This window comes from Citrobacter sp. RHB35-C21 (genome assembly GCF_013816515.1).
Classification (GTDB): Bacteria; Pseudomonadota; Gammaproteobacteria; order Enterobacterales; family Enterobacteriaceae; genus Citrobacter; species Citrobacter braakii.
The window spans coordinates 3,693,940-3,709,396 of record NZ_CP057147.1 but is presented as its reverse complement, the minus strand read 5'-3'; the positions used below and the strand labels follow the sequence as shown (position 1 = coordinate 3,709,396).

The window sequence follows — 15,457 nt, the reverse complement described above, 5'->3', positions numbered from 1 at the left end:
GCCTCTAAGGAGCGATAATGAGTATTCCTTTCACCCGTTGGCCGGAGGAGTTTGCCCGCCGCTATCGTGAAAAAGGTTACTGGCAGGATTTGCCGCTGACCGACATTCTGACCCGTCACGCCGACAGCGACCATACGGCGGTGATCGATGGCGAATGCCACCTGAGCTATCGCCAACTGAATCAGGCCACTGACAATCTCGCCTGCAGCCTGCGCCGTCAGGGGATCAAACCCGGCGAAACCGCGCTGGTGCAACTGGGCAACGTGGCTGAGTTGTATATCACTTTCTTTGCGCTGCTCAAGCTGGGTGTAGCTCCGGTGCTGGCATTATTCAGCCATCAGCGTAATGAACTTAACGCCTATGCCAAACAGATTGAACCGGCGCTGCTGATTGCCGATCGTCAGCATGCGTTGTTTAGCGGAGACGATTTTCTTAACGCTTTTGTGGCTGAACACAATTCAGTGCGCGTGGTGCAACTGCGCAATGATGAAGGCGAACACAATCTGCAAACGGCGATAAGCCAGCCTGCGACTGATTTTTCCGCCACGCCATCGCCTGCTGATGAGGTGGCCTATTTCCAGCTTTCTGGCGGGACTACCGGGACGCCAAAGCTGATTCCTCGTACCCATAACGATTACTACTACAGCGTGCGTCGCAGCAATGAGATTTGCCGCTTCACCGGGGAAACGCGTTATTTATGCGCGATCCCGGCGGCGCATAACTACGCGATGAGTTCGCCAGGCGCGTTGGGGGTATTCCTGGCTGGCGGCTCCGTCGTGCTGGCGGCTGACCCGAGCGCCACCCTGTGCTTCCCTCTGATTGAACAGCATCAGGTTAACGTCACGGCGCTGGTGCCGCCAGCGGTGAGCCTGTGGCTGCAGGCAATTGCGGAGTGGGGGAGCAATGCGCAATTGGCTTCGCTGAAGCTGCTACAGGTCGGTGGGGCTCGGCTTTCCGCCTCGCTTGCGGCGCGTATTCCGGCGGAGATCGGCTGCCAGCTGCAGCAGGTCTTCGGCATGGCGGAAGGACTGGTGAACTACACCCGTCTGGACGACAGTCCTGAACGCATCATCAATACCCAGGGCCGTCCGATGTGTCCCGATGATGAAGTCTGGGTAGCTGACGCTGACGGCAACCCTTTAGCCGAGGGAGAAACCGGGCGCCTGATGACGCGTGGCCCATACACCTTCCGCGGTTACTTCAACAGTCCTGAGCACAATGCCAGCGCCTTTGACGCCAACGGTTTTTACTGCTCCGGCGATCTGATCGCCATCGATCGAGATGGCTACATCACCGTCCAGGGACGCGAGAAGGATCAGATCAACCGCGGTGGAGAGAAGATCGCTGCAGAAGAGATTGAAAACCTGCTGCTGCGCCACCCGATGGTGATCCATGCCGCGCTGGTCAGTATGGATGACGAACTGATGGGCGAGAAAAGCTGTGCCTGGTTGGTGGTAAAAGAGCCGCTGCGAGCGGTGCAGGTGCGTCGTTTTCTACGCGAACAGGGCGTAGCGGAATTTAAATTACCTGACCGCGTGGAGTGCGTTGAGTCGTTACCGCTGACTCCGGTTGGGAAAGTAGATAAAAAACAATTACGTCAGTGGCTGGCATCACGTTCACTGGCCTGAAGGAGAATAAGAGATGGCAATTCCTAAACTACAGGCTTATGCGCTACCCACGGCGCTTGATGTTCCGGTGAACAAAGTGGACTGGGCGTTTGACCCCGAACGCGCCGCGCTGCTGATCCACGACATGCAGGACTATTTTATCGGCTTTTGGGGCGATAACTGCCCGATGATGGAGCAGGTCGTCGCTAACATCGCCGCACTGCGTCAGTACTGCAAAGAGAATAACATTCCGGTGTTTTACACCGCTCAGCCGAAAGAACAGAGTGATGAAGACCGCGCTCTGCTCAATGATATGTGGGGACCGGGACTGACGCGTTCACCGGAACAGCAGAAAATCGTTGAGGCGCTGGCGCCGGATGAAGCGGATACCATTCTGGTGAAATGGCGTTACAGCGCATTTCATCGCTCCCCGCTGGAACAGATGCTTAAGGAAACCGGACGTAATCAACTGATCATTACCGGCGTGTATGCGCATATTGGCTGTATGACCACCGCAACAGACGCCTTTATGCGCGACATCAAGCCGTTTATGGTTGCCGATGCGTTGGCAGACTTTAGCCGTGACGAACATCTGATGTCGCTGAAATACGTGGCGGGACGCTCCGGGCGTGTGGTGATGACTCAGGAATTATTACCGACGCCGGTACCGGCCAGCAAAGATGCGTTACGCAGCATTATTCTGCCGCTGCTGGATGAGTCCGAAGAACCGATGGATGACGAAAACCTGATCGACTACGGACTGGATTCCGTGCGCATGATGGCGCTGGCGGCGCGCTGGCGTAAGGTTCATGGTGATATTGACTTCGTGATGCTGGCGAAAAACCCGACCATTGACGCCTGGTGGACGCTGCTCTCTCGCGAGGTGAAGTAATGTCTGGATTTGACTTCGCAGGGAAAACCGTCTGGGTAACCGGCGCGGGAAAAGGGATTGGCTACACCACCGCGCTGGCGTTTGTGAAAGCGGGTGCTGAGGTGACAGGATTCGATCGTGAATTTTCTCAGGATAATTACCCGTTTGCCACCGAAGTGCTGGATGTGGCGAATGCTGAACAGGTGGCTGAGGTGTGTCAGCGCGTCCTGCAAACGCGCGAGCGGTTGGATGTGTTGGTCAATGCGGCGGGTATTTTGCGTATGGGGGCCACCGATGCGCTGAGCATTGAGGAGTGGCAGCAGACGTTTGCGGTTAACGTTGGTGGGGCGTTCAATCTGTTTCAGCAGACGATGGCGCAGTTTCGTCGCCAGCAGGGCGGGGCAATCGTGACCGTCGCGTCGGATGCGGCGCACACGCCGCGTATCGGTATGAGCGCATACGGTGCGTCAAAAGCCGCGCTGAAAAACCTGGCACTGACCGTCGGACTTGAACTGGCAGGCAGCGGTGTGCGTTGCAATGTGGTTTCGCCAGGCTCGACCGACACCGACATGCAGCGTACGTTGTGGGTCTGCGATGACGCGGAGCAACAGCGCATTCGTGGGTTTGGCGAGCAGTTTAAGCTCGGCATTCCACTGGGAAAAATCGCTCGTCCACAGGAAATCGCTAACACGATTTTATTCCTCGCTTCCGATCTGGCGAGCCACATTACGCTTCAGGATATCGTGGTGGACGGCGGCTCCACGCTGGGGGCATGACGATGATCTGGAAACGTCATTTAACGCTGGATGAACTGAATGCCACCAGTCAGAACACGATGGTGGCGCATTTAGGCATGGTCTATACCCGACTGGGGGATGATGTGCTGGAAGCCGAAATGCCGGTGGATAGCCGGACGCATCAGCCGTTTGGTCTGCTGCACGGCGGCGCGTCGGCGGCCCTGGCGGAAACATTGGGTTCGATGGCGGGTTATCTGATGACTCGCGACGGACAGTGTGTGGTGGGTACGGAACTGAACGCCACGCACCATCGGGCGGTTGCGCAGGGGAAAGTGCGCGGCGTTTGCCAGCCGTTGCACCTCGGGCGTCAGAGTCAAAGCTGGGAAATCGTCATCTTTGATGAGCAGGGACGACGCTGTTGCACCTGTCGTTTAGGCACTGCGGTGATGGGGTGAGTCGCCCGACAAAGTAAAATGAAATTGCAGGGTTAACGGCTAAATGAAGTGATCCAGTTAACAATGCAATGTAAATACTCAGTGATACTTCGGGTTTACATGGTTGTCAGGTTGTTAAATTCAGAAAAGATGTTATAGAAACAAAATGTAACATCTCTCTGACCAGGACAACGGAAAACCAAGTATGAATAAATCAGGGAAGTACCTCGTCTGGACAGTGCTCTCCGTTATGGGAGCATTTGCCCTCGGCTATATCGCATTAAATCGTGGCGAACAGATCAACGCGTTGTGGATAGTCGTGGCGTCGGTCTGTGTCTACCTTATCGCTTACCGTTTCTACGGCCTGTACATCGCGAAAAATGTACTGGCGCTGGACCCGACGCGTATGACGCCTGCCGTGCGTCATAACGATGGTCTGGACTATGTTCCTACCGATAAAAAAGTGCTGTTTGGCCACCATTTCGCGGCGATTGCTGGAGCGGGTCCATTAGTTGGACCGGTGCTGGCGGCGCAAATGGGCTATCTGCCGGGTATGATCTGGCTGCTTGCCGGGGTGGTACTGGCGGGGGCGGTGCAGGACTTTATGGTGCTGTTTGTTTCTACCCGTCGCGATGGTCGTTCCCTTGGCGAACTGGTGAAAGAAGAGATGGGCCCAACGGCGGGCGTCATTGCGCTGGTGGCCTGTTTTATGATCATGGTGATTATCCTCGCGGTACTGGCGATGATCGTCGTGAAAGCGCTGACCCACAGCCCGTGGGGAACCTACACCGTCGCCTTTACTATCCCGCTGGCGATCTTCATGGGGATTTACCTGCGTTATCTGCGCCCGGGCCGCATTGGTGAAGTGTCGGTCATCGGTCTGGTATTCCTGGTGTTTGCTATTATTTCCGGCGGCTGGGTGGCTGAAAGTCCGACCTGGGCACCGTACTTTGACTTTACCGGCGTACAGTTGACCTGGATGCTGGTGGGATACGGCTTTGTCGCCGCCGTACTGCCGGTGTGGTTGCTGCTGGCGCCGCGTGATTATCTCTCTACCTTCCTGAAAATCGGTACCATTGTTGGTCTGGCGGTAGGGATTCTGATCATGCGTCCGACGCTGACCATGCCTGCGCTGACCAAGTTTGTTGACGGTACAGGCCCGGTCTGGAGCGGTAACCTGTTCCCGTTCCTGTTTATTACCATCGCCTGCGGTGCGGTCTCTGGTTTCCACGCGCTGATTGCCTCCGGCACCACGCCGAAGATGCTGGCGAATGAAGGTCAGGCCTGTTTTATTGGCTACGGCGGGATGCTGATGGAATCCTTTGTCGCCATTATGGCGCTGGTGGCGGCCTGCGTTATCGACCCGGGCGTCTACTTTGCGATGAACAGCCCGATGGCTGTACTGGCACCTGCCGGAACCACCGATGTGGTTGCGTCAGCGGCACAGGTTGTGAGCAGTTGGGGCTTTGTTATCACGCCTGATACGCTGCATCAGATTGCGAACGATGTCGGCGAACAATCCATTATCTCCCGCGCAGGCGGTGCGCCGACGCTGGCGGTGGGCATGGCGTATATTCTGCATGGTGCGCTGGGTGGCATGATGGATGTGGCGTTCTGGTATCACTTCGCCATTCTGTTTGAAGCCCTGTTTATTCTGACGGCGGTAGACGCCGGTACCCGTGCCGCACGCTTTATGCTGCAGGATCTGCTGGGCGTGGTGTCACCGGGTCTGAAACGTACCGATTCGCTGCCTGCGAACCTGCTGGCAACGGCGCTGTGTGTGCTGGCCTGGGGTTACTTCTTGCACCAGGGCGTGGTGGATCCATTGGGTGGTATTAATACCCTGTGGCCACTGTTTGGTATCGCCAACCAGATGCTGGCCGGTATGGCGTTGATGCTTTGCGCGGTGGTGCTGTTCAAGATGAAACGTCAGCGCTACGCGTGGGTGGCGCTGGTGCCAACGGCCTGGCTGCTGATTTGTACCCTGACCGCCGGCTGGCAGAAAGCGTTTAGCCCGGATGCGAAAATTGGCTTCCTCGCCATCGCTAACAAGTTCCAGGCGATGATCGACAGCGGTAATATTCCGGCGCAGTACACTCAGTCGCAGCTGACGCAGTTGGTGTTTAACAACCGCCTGGATGCGGGTCTCACTATCTTCTTCATGGTAGTCGTTGTGGTGCTGGGTCTGTTCTCCATCAAAACTGCACTGGCAGCACTGAAAGAGGACAAACCTACGTCGAAAGAAACGCCATACGAACCGATGCCTGAGAATGTCGAAGAGATCGTGGCGCAGGCGAAAGGCGCGCACTAATATTCTCTTAACCAACGAGCCCTCTCCTGAATGGGGAGGGCGTTTGTTCGACAGGGAACCACTATGTTTGAAACGCTCTCTAAAGCCGGGAAGTATTTGGGTCAAACCGCCCGATTAATGATAGGTGTGCCGGATTACGACAACTATGTTGAGCATATGCGCGTCACGCATCCGGACCTGACGCCAATGACCTACGAAGAATTTTTCCGCGAACGCCAGGATGCGCGCTACGGGGGGAAAGGCGGCGCACGCTGCTGTTAATGCTCTTCATCATTCAAGCTGCAGGCGTGTTCACCCTGGTTACTTACCTTTGTAAGCTCCAGGGGGTTCGCTGCGTTGCCGCCATCAGGCATCCCACACCATAATCACACCGTAAACGATTCTACTTTTTCGAACGCTGCGCGCAGCGTCTGTGGCGTTAACGTTACCGGCAGCGCATGAATGGACTCCACCGGGCGCAGGGTGTGCGCAATCACGTTGTCGATTTCGGCGCGGTTGTTGATGTCCACTTCCAGTTGAGCCAACCGGGTTGGCAGGTTGAAGCGCTGATAGGCGGTAATTAACTGCGCCAGCACATCATCTTGTCCCAGCAGCGCGCTCTGCACCAGTATGCCGTACGCCACTTTGGTGCCATGCAAAAACTTCTCGGTCTGCGGGAGCACGGTCAGGCCATTATGTACCGAATGCGCTGCCGCCACGCGGGTGTAGCGCTCACCCAGACCGCCGACCATGCCGCCTCCGGCAATAATTGCATCCACTACATCGCAAAACGTGCGGCTTAACGTACCTTGTTGCTTATCGACCAGCGCCTGCTCGCTGCTTTCCAACAGGACGTCGCGGATCGTCTGCGCAGCATGGATACCCAGACGTACGGTCAGAGGCAGGTTTTCCGGCTCAGGCGCGAGCACAACGGCCTCGTACCATTTCGCCAGCGTGTCGCCGATCCCCGCCAGTAAGTATTCTTCAGGCGCATTGAGAACGATCTCTGGCTCGACCAGCACGAGGAAATTGGCGTCAGCGAAAATTTCGAAATGCAGCGCCTGGCCTGCATCGTTGTACCAGACGGAGAGCGGTGTCCATGCGGCGCAGGTCGCTGCGATAGTAGGAATACCGACAAAAGGCAGACCCAGACGACGAGCCAGCGCTTTGGCCGTGTCGAGCAATGTCCCGCCGCCCACACCAATCACCACGCTGCGATTCTCTCCTGACTCTTTTGCCAGTTGAGTAACATCGGTTTCACTGCAGTGTCCCGTAAACAGCAGGTGTCTGGCATCGGCAAGATGAAATGCCTCAGGCAGATAAGGGCGGGCCGCGTCGATGGCGCGTTCACCGTAAACCCAGACGGCGCGTGAGAGTTGCTCTGCGGTGAAAAAATCGTTGAGTCTTGACAGGCTGCCGGGATGGGAAAAATAGTTGGCCGGGCCGGTGACGACGCGAATCTCGGTATTACTCATGTTGTGTTGTCCTTTTGGCTGTCCTGTCAATGTAGGTTATTTTTATATAGACGTCTGAACGTCTTGATTGCCAAATACTAGCATCGTGCTATAGTGGCTTCAACCACAACATCACCCGCTGGGATAACAATAATGAGTAATAACCCGCTGATTCCGCAAAGCAAACTGCCTAATCTTGGCACCACTATCTTCACGCAAATGAGCGCGCTGGCGCAGCAGCATCAGGCCATTAACCTCTCGCAGGGATTTCCTGATTTTGACGGCCCACTTTTTCTGCAGGAACGTCTGGCGTATCACGTCGCGCATGGCGCAAACCAGTATGCGCCGATGACGGGCGTACAGCCGTTGCGCGAAGCCATTGCGGATAAAACCGCGCAGTTGTACGGCTATAAACCTGATGCGAATAGTGAAGTGACCGTGACGGCGGGGGCCACAGAAGCGCTGTTCGCCGCAATTACGGCGCTGGTGCGTCCTGGCGATGAGGTGATTTGTTTTGACCCGAGCTACGACAGCTATGCGCCCGCGGTCGAATTATCCGGCGGCGTAGTTAAACGTATCGCGCTGCAACCGCCGTCTTTTCGTGTCGACTGGCAGGAATTTAGCGCTGTACTCAGCGAACGTACCCGACTGGTGATCCTTAACACGCCGCACAACCCTTCCGCCACCGTATGGCATCACGCCGATTTTGATGCCCTGTGGCAGGCAATTAAAGAACGCGAGATCTTTGTCATCAGCGACGAAGTTTATGAGCACATTTGCTTCGCCGGACAAGGACATGCCAGCGTGCTGGCGCATTCACAGCTGCGCGAACGCGCCGTTGCAGTTTCATCGTTTGGGAAGACCTACCATATGACCGGCTGGAAAGTCGGCTACTGCGTTGCGCCTGCCGCCATTAGCGTTGAATTACGCAAGGTACACCAGTATCTGACGTTCTCAGTTAATACGCCGGCTCAGCTGGCGCTGGCGGATATGCTGCGGGAGGATCCAACACACTATCGTGAGTTGCCAGCCTTTTATCAGAAAAAACGCGATGTGTTGGTGAACGCGCTGCGTGACAGCCGACTGGAAATTTTGCCGTGTGAAGGCACCTATTTTCTGCTGGTCGATTACAGTGCCGTCTCCACGCTTAACGACGTTGAGTTTTGCCAGTGGCTGACCAAAGAAGTGGGTGTTGCCGCGATCCCGTTGTCGGTTTTCTGCGCCGATCCTTTCCCGCATAAGCTGATTCGCCTATGTTTTGCCAAGCAAGAATCGACGCTGCTGGCGGCAGCCGAACGTCTGGTTGCGCTGTAGTTATTTTACTGTCCAGGCTTTGGAGAAGCGACGGTCGGCAAATAACTCTTGCAGACCGTTAATTTGTTTCAGACGTAAAACTTCATCGTCGTCCATACCTAACTCTTTACTGATTTTCTCTTCGCTCCATCCCAGTAGCGATAATTCACGAACGATTTCCGACATGGCATGAATTTTATGCCGCCCACGGGCACGGTTATGACGAATTGTCGCTGCCATGCGTTCATGGCGTTCACGCTGTAAACAGGTGACCGGCAGGTAGCCATGCAGGCGTGATTTCAGCGACGGTTTGCTTTTTCCTAGCTCATGACGGTGGAAACCATCGACAATTTCGTACTCTTCCGCCGTGGAGTGAACCACCACGATGGGCTGCGTGAATCCGTCTGCTTCGAGGGATTTCTGCAGCAGTTTTTTCTCCGGAGGCGCAACGTTATTGGGGTTATAGTCATTGGGTGAGATATGCTCATTTTTAATCCATAGTACACAATCTACTGGCTCTTCGCGAAAAGGGCTGACGCTGTGGATAGCCATTCTGAATTGGTTGATTGCTTCAATTCGCTCTTCTTCTGACAGCCCAGAAAGAAAACCAGTGAGTTCTTGAGTTAGTCGGTGTTGCATAAGATTCCCCATTGCTGGCGTTTTATTTTCATGCGTTCATTATAACGTTGGTAGTTTTTGGGTTTTGTGGGGCTGAATGACAGCGCCCGGCACCAGTAGTCGTTATTCAGCAGGACTTTACAGATACGCCGCCACGACGGAATATCCGCTGAGCCAATATCTTTTTCCTGAGTTTGCGGGATATTGTCCATGCCCTTTTTCTTATACCACTGCAAATAGATGGCGATTTTATTGCGATAATGCTCAGCGGTCTTTTCCGGCATGCTATTGAGTAGCAGCATGGCGTATTCCTGCCAGTTTAAATGTTCGGGTTTTAATATTTTGCGGTGCCCGTAAAAATGGTTGTCCTGACCGGCATAAATTCCGCCACTTTTTACACCGCTGACACGGGCGCACATGGCTGCCCAGCGCTCGGGTTCAATGACGTGATATAGCCATAATCCCTGACGCTGTTCCGGGCCAAAGGGTTCACAAATACGCATGTAACGTGTTGGGACACCGGCCTGATACATGAGATTGTATAAGGGATTGCACGACATTCTGGTTTTGGCGAACCAGGTCCAGATATCGGCAGTTTTCCAGTCATAAATCGGGTAAATATACCAGGTATGCCCGCCGGGGGCGCTGGTGGTCCAGGGTTTATCATCGGCAAAGCGCTGCTTTTGCGAATTGGCAATGGCGACAAAACGGTTATATGACTCATCGGCGCGGATCCCGACCATCATGCCGGCTGGACGTTTCTCTGAATACCAGTCAGCGAACTCGCGAACAAATTGTTCAAAGGTCATGCCGGGTTGATAGAAGGAGAAATACTCTGGATCGGTTATGGCATCCGTGGGAGGCTGGCGAACCCACGGAGCACCTGTTTCCCAACACTGCCATTCTGGCTGAAATTGAGAGAGGGAATTCTGGGTGGTGAGCGGTAAAGCCACCCAATAAAAGCGCTCGATGACATCGGAATAACGTGCACGAAGCGCCTCAACATAATCAATAGTGCAGGAAAACTGGGCTTCCCAGTCGATAAATAGTACATCAATTTTTTTATGCAGTTGGCGTGCAAGCATAGCTGTCAGATGTAACATCAGTCCTGAATCTTTCCCGCCGGAGAAAGAGACACAAACCCGAGGCAGAGTTTCCAGCGCCCAGGTTATGCGCTCCAGAGCGGCGTCCAGCACGTTTTGAGCAAGCGGGATTTTATAAATAGACATATTAAGCTCATATCAGAATTATTATTCAAAACAATAACAAATGCTGACAATAAGATATGCTAATTTTTTTCAGGTGCAACGTTTTAATACATTCATGGTTGTTTTGAATTACCTTCATTCATAAAAATATAAAATGAATAGGTAAGGCTCTATTTGTTAATCCTTTGGTCATTTTTATCATTTATTTTATTAATTAAATTAACGAAGCCAGTATTGTTGAGTGATGCTCTGTTATACATCAAAAATAAATTTATTTTGGGTAAGGGGATATCGATACGGATCTCTTTTAAATTAAATGAGCCGGTATATTGCTCGTAAACATCTCTTGGTAACAGACCTATGATATCTGTGTTTGAAATAATATTAATGATCGTTATTAATGAGTCGCTGCGGAAACCAATATCTCGATTAGCCAGCAAGGCGCTGGTTTTTTGCCAGTATTCTTTAACGCCAGGATCTTCAGAAATAAGTTGCGTGAACTGTTCTTTTAATATTGTTTCAAGCGTGCTTTCTCCATTAATTCTTGGATGGTTTTTGTTGCAAACTAATATTGTTTCAGCAGTTTTAAATGGTGAGCATATTATCGAGCGATTACTCACTGGGGCGGTAGCAATGACTAAATCTGCTTTTCTGTAAGCCAACAGATTTTCCGTACTTTCAGCAGTGATGAGTATGTTATGGTGCTCAATTTCGACATGCGAGTCTTCTCTGAGAAAATGAATAACTTCCTCGATGTTGATAATGGTTGGCAGTTGTGGACAGTAAATAATGAATTTTTTCTTCAGACTGGAGTTATTCATGATGTTTATTGTCTGCTCCAGACTGTTGAGGTTTTTCTCAAGATGATGATGGAGGTTAATCCCCATAATCGTTGGCGTTAGGCCTTTTCCGGAGCGGATAAACAGTGGGTCATTAAATTGTGTGCGTAGCCGTTGCAGTGACTGGCTAACGGCAGAGGGGGTGATATACAAAGTTTCAGCAGCTTTAGTGATACTCAAATGTTGATAAATACACTCAAAGATAACCAACAGATTGAGATCGAACTTTTTGAGGTCATAGAGGTTAGCCATGCATACCTTCCTGTGATGGTCATGTTTTGAAAGATTTAATTTTTAAATATTTTAAGGTGTGATTATTCTTGTGATTTATGTTTGTGTGCTTAATGAATTATTAATTTAAACTAAAATAGCACATATTGCATAATTTTGACCAAAAAAGTTAATTTAAATGAGTGATTGACATGAAAATGATAACAACCACTCATTTTGTTACTTTTATTTATTACCCATGATAATGTTTAATTTCTCCTTATCCGGCAAGCCGACTTCCTGTTGTAACGTATCGTCTTTACTCATGTAATAGATAGCCGGCGTGACGTTGGCGCCTAAATCATCCATCAACTTTTGATTGATATTCAATACCTTCATCTGCTCCGGTGAAATGGAGGTCGGGATTTGTAGCTTCATTTTCCCACCAGATGCCTCATAGTCATGCCAGGTCTTGGCCGGATCTTTTGAGGCCAGAATCGCAGCGGCGGTAGCCGGGCTTTCGGGTTTAATTACGCCAACCATTATTGTGCGCAACTGAACTTTACCTGAGTCTACCCACGGACGAGCCTTTTGCCAGAACTGTTTGCAATAGGGACAGAAGGGATCGGCAAACACGTAGACAATGACCGGAGCCTCTTTTTTCCCGTCCAGAATCCAGGATGCTTTTTCCATTCGCTGCCACATTTCGCGCCCGGCAGGGGCGTAGATCTCTTTTTCTATCAGCGCATTACTGAGGTTTTCACCTTTTTCGTTATACATATAACCGGAAATGGCGTGTTTACCGTCAGGCGTAACATAGATAGTAACGCCCATATCCTGGTATTTTCCCAGGTAGCCCTTCATTCCACCCGGCGCGTCGAAGGGTTTCAGAATAGTAATGCCCTGTTTCTCAATAGCTTTAACGGGAGCAGGAAGTTCTTCGGCGTGCACCACGGCAGGAAGCAGGGTTAAGAGTAAGGTACGTTTAAACATTGATTTTCCTTATAAAATCAGAAGGAAAGGGGGCTAAGTTGCAAAACCTATCGCAGCCATAGGTAAGATCGACCGTCTGTCGATTGCCCTTTCTTGAGTGGGGTGATGTAATCCCAATCGCTGTTACGACCTTTGTTAAGGTAATGTAGAGCGCAACACATAGCCAGCCCTGCTGGCACTGACGTTACCTGCGGGTAGCTCGGGTAATGAGGCTCCCTGCAAAGGGGGCCTTTTTTACTTTTATCTTTAGGTTCACAACATGAGTTTGAGTGGGTTGTTAGTTAACGCTTATTGATTTGATAAAGGAAACGCATTAGCCCTGCGAAGAGATTTTCGTTAACTTATCTCTCAACGAAAACACGGAGGAAGTACAGATGTCTTTGATTAATACCAAAATTAAACCTTTCAAAAATCAGGCGTTCAAAAACGGTGAGTTCATCGAAGTAACCGAGAAAGATACCGAAGGTCGCTGGAGCGTCTTCTTCTTCTACCCGGCTGACTTTACTTTCGTTTGCCCGACCGAGCTGGGTGATGTGGCTGACCACTACGAAGAACTGCAGAAACTGGGCGTAGATGTCTATTCCGTATCTACTGACACCCACTTCACCCACAAAGCATGGCACAGCAGCTCTGACACCATCGCGAAAATCAAATACGCGATGATCGGCGACCCGACTGGCGCCCTGACCCGTAACTTCGACAACATGCGTGAAGATGAAGGTCTGGCTGACCGCGCAACCTTCGTTGTAGACCCGCAGGGTATCATCCAGGCAATCGAAGTTACCGCTGAAGGTATCGGCCGTGATGCGTCTGACCTGCTGCGTAAAATTAAAGCCGCACAGTACGTTGCCTCTCACCCTGGTGAAGTTTGCCCGGCGAAATGGAAAGAAGGCGAAGCGACTCTGGCTCCATCCTTAGATCTGGTCGGTAAGATTTAAGTCGCATAATTTGTAGGCCGGATAAACGCAGTGCATCCGGCCATTCCACAGGCGCAGTTTGCGCCTGTTTCATTCCAGCACCATGACGCAAGTTGCATTAATGCAGTCCCGCAAAGTCGGCTTGCATGATGATGTTTTCAGAGAGGGAAGAAGAATGCTCGACACAAATATGAAAACCCAGCTCAAGGCTTATCTTGAGAAACTGACCAAACCTGTTGAGCTGATTGCTACGCTGGATGACAGCGCTAAATCGGCAGAAATCAAGGAACTGCTGACTGAAATTGCTGAACTGTCAGAAAAAGTCACCTTTAAAGAAGACAATACTCTGGCGGTACGCAAGCCATCGTTCCTGATCACCAATCCAGGTTCTCACCAGGGGCCGCGCTTTGCCGGTTCTCCGCTGGGCCATGAGTTTACCTCCCTGGTGCTGGCGCTGCTGTGGACCGGTGGTCATCCGTCAAAAGAGGCGCAGGCGTTGCTGGAGCAGATCCGCGATCTCGACGGTGATTTTGAGTTTGAAACCTATTATTCGCTTTCCTGTCATAACTGTCCGGACGTGGTACAGGCGCTGAACCTGATGTCGGTACTGAATCCACGCATCAAGCATACGGCGATTGACGGCGGTACATTCCAGAACGAAATTACCGATCGCAACGTGATGGGCGTTCCGGCGGTGTATATGAACGGCAAAGAGTTCGGTCAGGGGCGTATGACGCTGACTGAGATCGTGGCGAAAGTAGATAGCGGCGCAGAAAAACGTGCGGCACAAGAGCTGAACAAACGTGATGCTTATGACGTGCTGATTGTCGGTTCCGGTCCTGCGGGGGCGGCAGCGGCAGTGTACTCTGCACGTAAAGGTATTCGCACCGGTCTGATGGGCGAACGTTTTGGCGGTCAGGTTCTTGATACCGTTGATATTGAAAACTACATCTCGGTACCGAAAACCGAAGGCCAGAAACTGGCGGGCGCGCTGAAAGCACACGTTGATGACTATGATGTTGATGTGATCGACAGCCAGAGCGCAAGTAAACTGGTTCCGGCGGCGCAGGAAGGCGGTTTGCATCAGATTGAAACGGCATCCGGCGCGGTGCTCAAAGCACGCAGCATTATCATTGCCACCGGTGCGAAATGGCGCAACATGAACGTTCCGGGCGAAGATCAGTATCGCACCAAAGGCGTAACCTACTGCCCGCACTGCGATGGCCCGCTGTTTAAAGGCAAGCGCGTTGCAGTGATTGGTGGCGGCAACTCCGGTGTTGAAGCTGCTATTGACCTGGCAGGCATTGTTGAACATGTGACGCTGCTGGAGTTCGCACCTGAAATGAAGGCTGACCAGGTGCTGCAGAATAAGCTTCGCAGTCTGAAAAACGTCGATATTATTCTGAATGCACAAACGACAGAAGTGAAAGGCGATGGCAGCAAAGTCACCGGCCTGGAGTATCGCGACCGCGTGAGTGGCGACGTTCACAGTGTGGAACTGGCGGGTATCTTTGTACAGATAGGTCTGCTGCCAAACACCAACTGGCTGGAAGGTGCCGTCGAGCGTAATCGCATGGGTGAAATCATCATCGATGCCAAATGCGAAACCAGCGTGAAGGGGGTTTTCGCCGCTGGTGACTGCACCACCGTACCGTATAAGCAGATCATCATCGCGACCGGTGAAGGCGCGAAGGCCTCATTGAGTTCGTTTGATTATCTGATTCGCACGACAGTAGCATAAAAAAGTAAGACTCACCTGCAATGCCAAAACCGTCAGCCATCCGCTGGCGGTTTTTTATTTCCACGCTTTCAGATTGTCAATTCTTGAAACAATAAACCGCGTAACACATTCATTTAATGAGTCTGATCATTAGTTTCATCAAAGAAAGATGAGGCGTTTTCTTTATTATATCAACCTGCATTACATTTTCATGGTCACCCCTGTCAGGCGCTAACCAGGCAGGGGTTTTCTTTAGCAAATTAGAG

The 15,457-nt window shown here is 51.9% G+C and carries 14 protein-coding genes; 9 read left to right on the top strand and 5 right to left on the bottom strand.

Going from position 1 to position 15,457, the window contains the following annotated elements:
• Positions 1–17 precede the first annotated feature (17 nt).
• The 6 genes from entE (at position 18) to HVZ39_RS18140 (ending at position 6,221) form a co-directional block, all read left to right on the top strand.
• Entirely contained in the window at positions 18–1,628 is a 1,611-nt protein-coding gene (gene entE / locus HVZ39_RS18165) for a (2,3-dihydroxybenzoyl)adenylate synthase EntE (protein WP_181632795.1), read from the top strand.
• A 13-nt stretch (positions 1,629–1,641) separates the two neighbouring features.
• A complete protein-coding gene (locus tag HVZ39_RS18160; protein ID WP_181632794.1) occupies positions 1,642–2,499 on the top strand; it encodes an isochorismatase in 858 nt (285 codons plus the stop codon).
• On the top strand, positions 2,499–3,254 hold the full coding sequence (entA, locus tag HVZ39_RS18155) for a 2,3-dihydro-2,3-dihydroxybenzoate dehydrogenase EntA (protein WP_181632793.1): 756 nt from the start codon (positions 2,499–2,501) through the stop codon (positions 3,252–3,254). The genes HVZ39_RS18160 and entA overlap by 1 nt, the downstream gene beginning before the upstream one ends.
• 2 nt (positions 3,255–3,256) lie before the next feature.
• Positions 3,257–3,670, top strand: a complete 414-nt coding sequence (entH, locus tag HVZ39_RS18150) for a proofreading thioesterase EntH (protein ID WP_029139447.1) — start codon at positions 3,257–3,259, stop codon at positions 3,668–3,670.
• 184 nt (positions 3,671–3,854) lie between these two features.
• Entirely contained in the window at positions 3,855–5,960 is a 2,106-nt protein-coding gene (cstA, locus tag HVZ39_RS18145; RefSeq protein ID WP_016152202.1) for a pyruvate/proton symporter CstA, read from the top strand.
• 63 nt (positions 5,961–6,023) lie between these two features.
• Positions 6,024–6,221: a YbdD/YjiX family protein gene (locus HVZ39_RS18140; protein WP_019076244.1), complete on the top strand. Its 198-nt coding sequence runs from the start codon at positions 6,024–6,026 to the stop codon at positions 6,219–6,221.
• 104 nt (positions 6,222–6,325) lie between these two features.
• Here the strand turns inward: HVZ39_RS18140 and HVZ39_RS18135 are convergent, their stop codons facing one another.
• On the bottom strand, positions 6,326–7,414 hold the full coding sequence (locus HVZ39_RS18135; protein ID WP_016152204.1) for an oxidoreductase: 1,089 nt from the start codon (positions 7,412–7,414) through the stop codon (positions 6,326–6,328).
• Between the two features lie 132 nt (positions 7,415–7,546).
• Between HVZ39_RS18135 and HVZ39_RS18130 the strand changes: the two genes are divergently transcribed.
• Complete coding sequence (locus HVZ39_RS18130; protein ID WP_115190838.1) at positions 7,547–8,707, top strand: pyridoxal phosphate-dependent aminotransferase; 1,161 nt, start codon at positions 7,547–7,549, stop codon at positions 8,705–8,707.
• On the opposite strand, the gene HVZ39_RS18125 is transcribed toward HVZ39_RS18130, so the two are convergent.
• The 4 genes from HVZ39_RS18125 to dsbG form a co-directional block, all read right to left on the bottom strand.
• Positions 8,708–9,325, bottom strand: coding sequence for a ParB/RepB/Spo0J family partition protein (locus HVZ39_RS18125; protein WP_016155950.1), 618 nt, complete (start codon positions 9,323–9,325; stop codon positions 8,708–8,710).
• Positions 9,310–10,533, bottom strand: a complete 1,224-nt coding sequence (locus HVZ39_RS18120) for a phosphoadenosine phosphosulfate reductase (protein ID WP_181632792.1) — start codon at positions 10,531–10,533, stop codon at positions 9,310–9,312. The genes HVZ39_RS18125 and HVZ39_RS18120 overlap by 16 nt, the downstream gene beginning before the upstream one ends.
• Positions 10,534–10,682: 149 nt before the next feature.
• A complete protein-coding gene (locus HVZ39_RS18115; RefSeq protein ID WP_181598468.1) occupies positions 10,683–11,603 on the bottom strand; it encodes a LysR family transcriptional regulator in 921 nt (306 codons plus the stop codon).
• Between the two features lie 204 nt (positions 11,604–11,807).
• On the bottom strand, positions 11,808–12,554 hold the full coding sequence (gene dsbG / locus HVZ39_RS18110) for a thiol:disulfide interchange protein DsbG (RefSeq protein ID WP_181632791.1): 747 nt from the start codon (positions 12,552–12,554) through the stop codon (positions 11,808–11,810).
• A gap of 374 nt (positions 12,555–12,928) precedes the next feature.
• Here dsbG and ahpC point away from each other — a divergent pair, with 374 nt between their 5' ends.
• Complete coding sequence (ahpC, locus tag HVZ39_RS18105; RefSeq protein WP_004859485.1) at positions 12,929–13,492, top strand: alkyl hydroperoxide reductase subunit C; 564 nt, start codon at positions 12,929–12,931, stop codon at positions 13,490–13,492.
• 154 nt (positions 13,493–13,646) lie between these two features.
• Positions 13,647–15,212 carry an alkyl hydroperoxide reductase subunit F gene (gene ahpF / locus HVZ39_RS18100; protein ID WP_016152210.1) on the top strand — a complete coding sequence of 522 codons (1,566 nt, stop codon included), beginning with the start codon at positions 13,647–13,649 and terminating at the stop codon, positions 15,210–15,212.
• The last annotated feature ends 245 nt before the right edge of the window (positions 15,213–15,457 follow it).

Excerpts from the sequence above, each read along its gene's own strand:
- entE (WP_181632795.1), top strand. The coding sequence starts at position 18 with ATGAGTATTCCTTTCACCCGTTGGCCGGAGGAGTTTGCCCGCCGCTAT.
- HVZ39_RS18160 (WP_181632794.1), top strand. The coding sequence starts at position 1,642 with ATGGCAATTCCTAAACTACAGGCTTATGCGCTACCCACGGCGCTTGAT.
- entA (WP_181632793.1), top strand. The coding sequence starts at position 2,499 with ATGTCTGGATTTGACTTCGCAGGGAAAACCGTCTGGGTAACCGGCGCG.
- entH (WP_029139447.1), top strand. The coding sequence starts at position 3,257 with ATGATCTGGAAACGTCATTTAACGCTGGATGAACTGAATGCCACCAGT.
- cstA (WP_016152202.1), top strand. The coding sequence starts at position 3,855 with ATGAATAAATCAGGGAAGTACCTCGTCTGGACAGTGCTCTCCGTTATG.
- HVZ39_RS18140 (WP_019076244.1), top strand. The coding sequence starts at position 6,024 with ATGTTTGAAACGCTCTCTAAAGCCGGGAAGTATTTGGGTCAAACCGCC.
- HVZ39_RS18135 (WP_016152204.1), bottom strand. The coding sequence starts at position 7,414 with ATGAGTAATACCGAGATTCGCGTCGTCACCGGCCCGGCCAACTATTTT.
- HVZ39_RS18130 (WP_115190838.1), top strand. The coding sequence starts at position 7,547 with ATGAGTAATAACCCGCTGATTCCGCAAAGCAAACTGCCTAATCTTGGC.
- HVZ39_RS18125 (WP_016155950.1), bottom strand. The coding sequence starts at position 9,325 with ATGCAACACCGACTAACTCAAGAACTCACTGGTTTTCTTTCTGGGCTG.
- HVZ39_RS18120 (WP_181632792.1), bottom strand. The coding sequence starts at position 10,533 with ATGTCTATTTATAAAATCCCGCTTGCTCAAAACGTGCTGGACGCCGCT.
- HVZ39_RS18115 (WP_181598468.1), bottom strand. The coding sequence starts at position 11,603 with ATGGCTAACCTCTATGACCTCAAAAAGTTCGATCTCAATCTGTTGGTT.
- dsbG (WP_181632791.1), bottom strand. The coding sequence starts at position 12,554 with ATGTTTAAACGTACCTTACTCTTAACCCTGCTTCCTGCCGTGGTGCAC.
- ahpC (WP_004859485.1), top strand. The coding sequence starts at position 12,929 with ATGTCTTTGATTAATACCAAAATTAAACCTTTCAAAAATCAGGCGTTC.
- ahpF (WP_016152210.1), top strand. The coding sequence starts at position 13,647 with ATGCTCGACACAAATATGAAAACCCAGCTCAAGGCTTATCTTGAGAAA.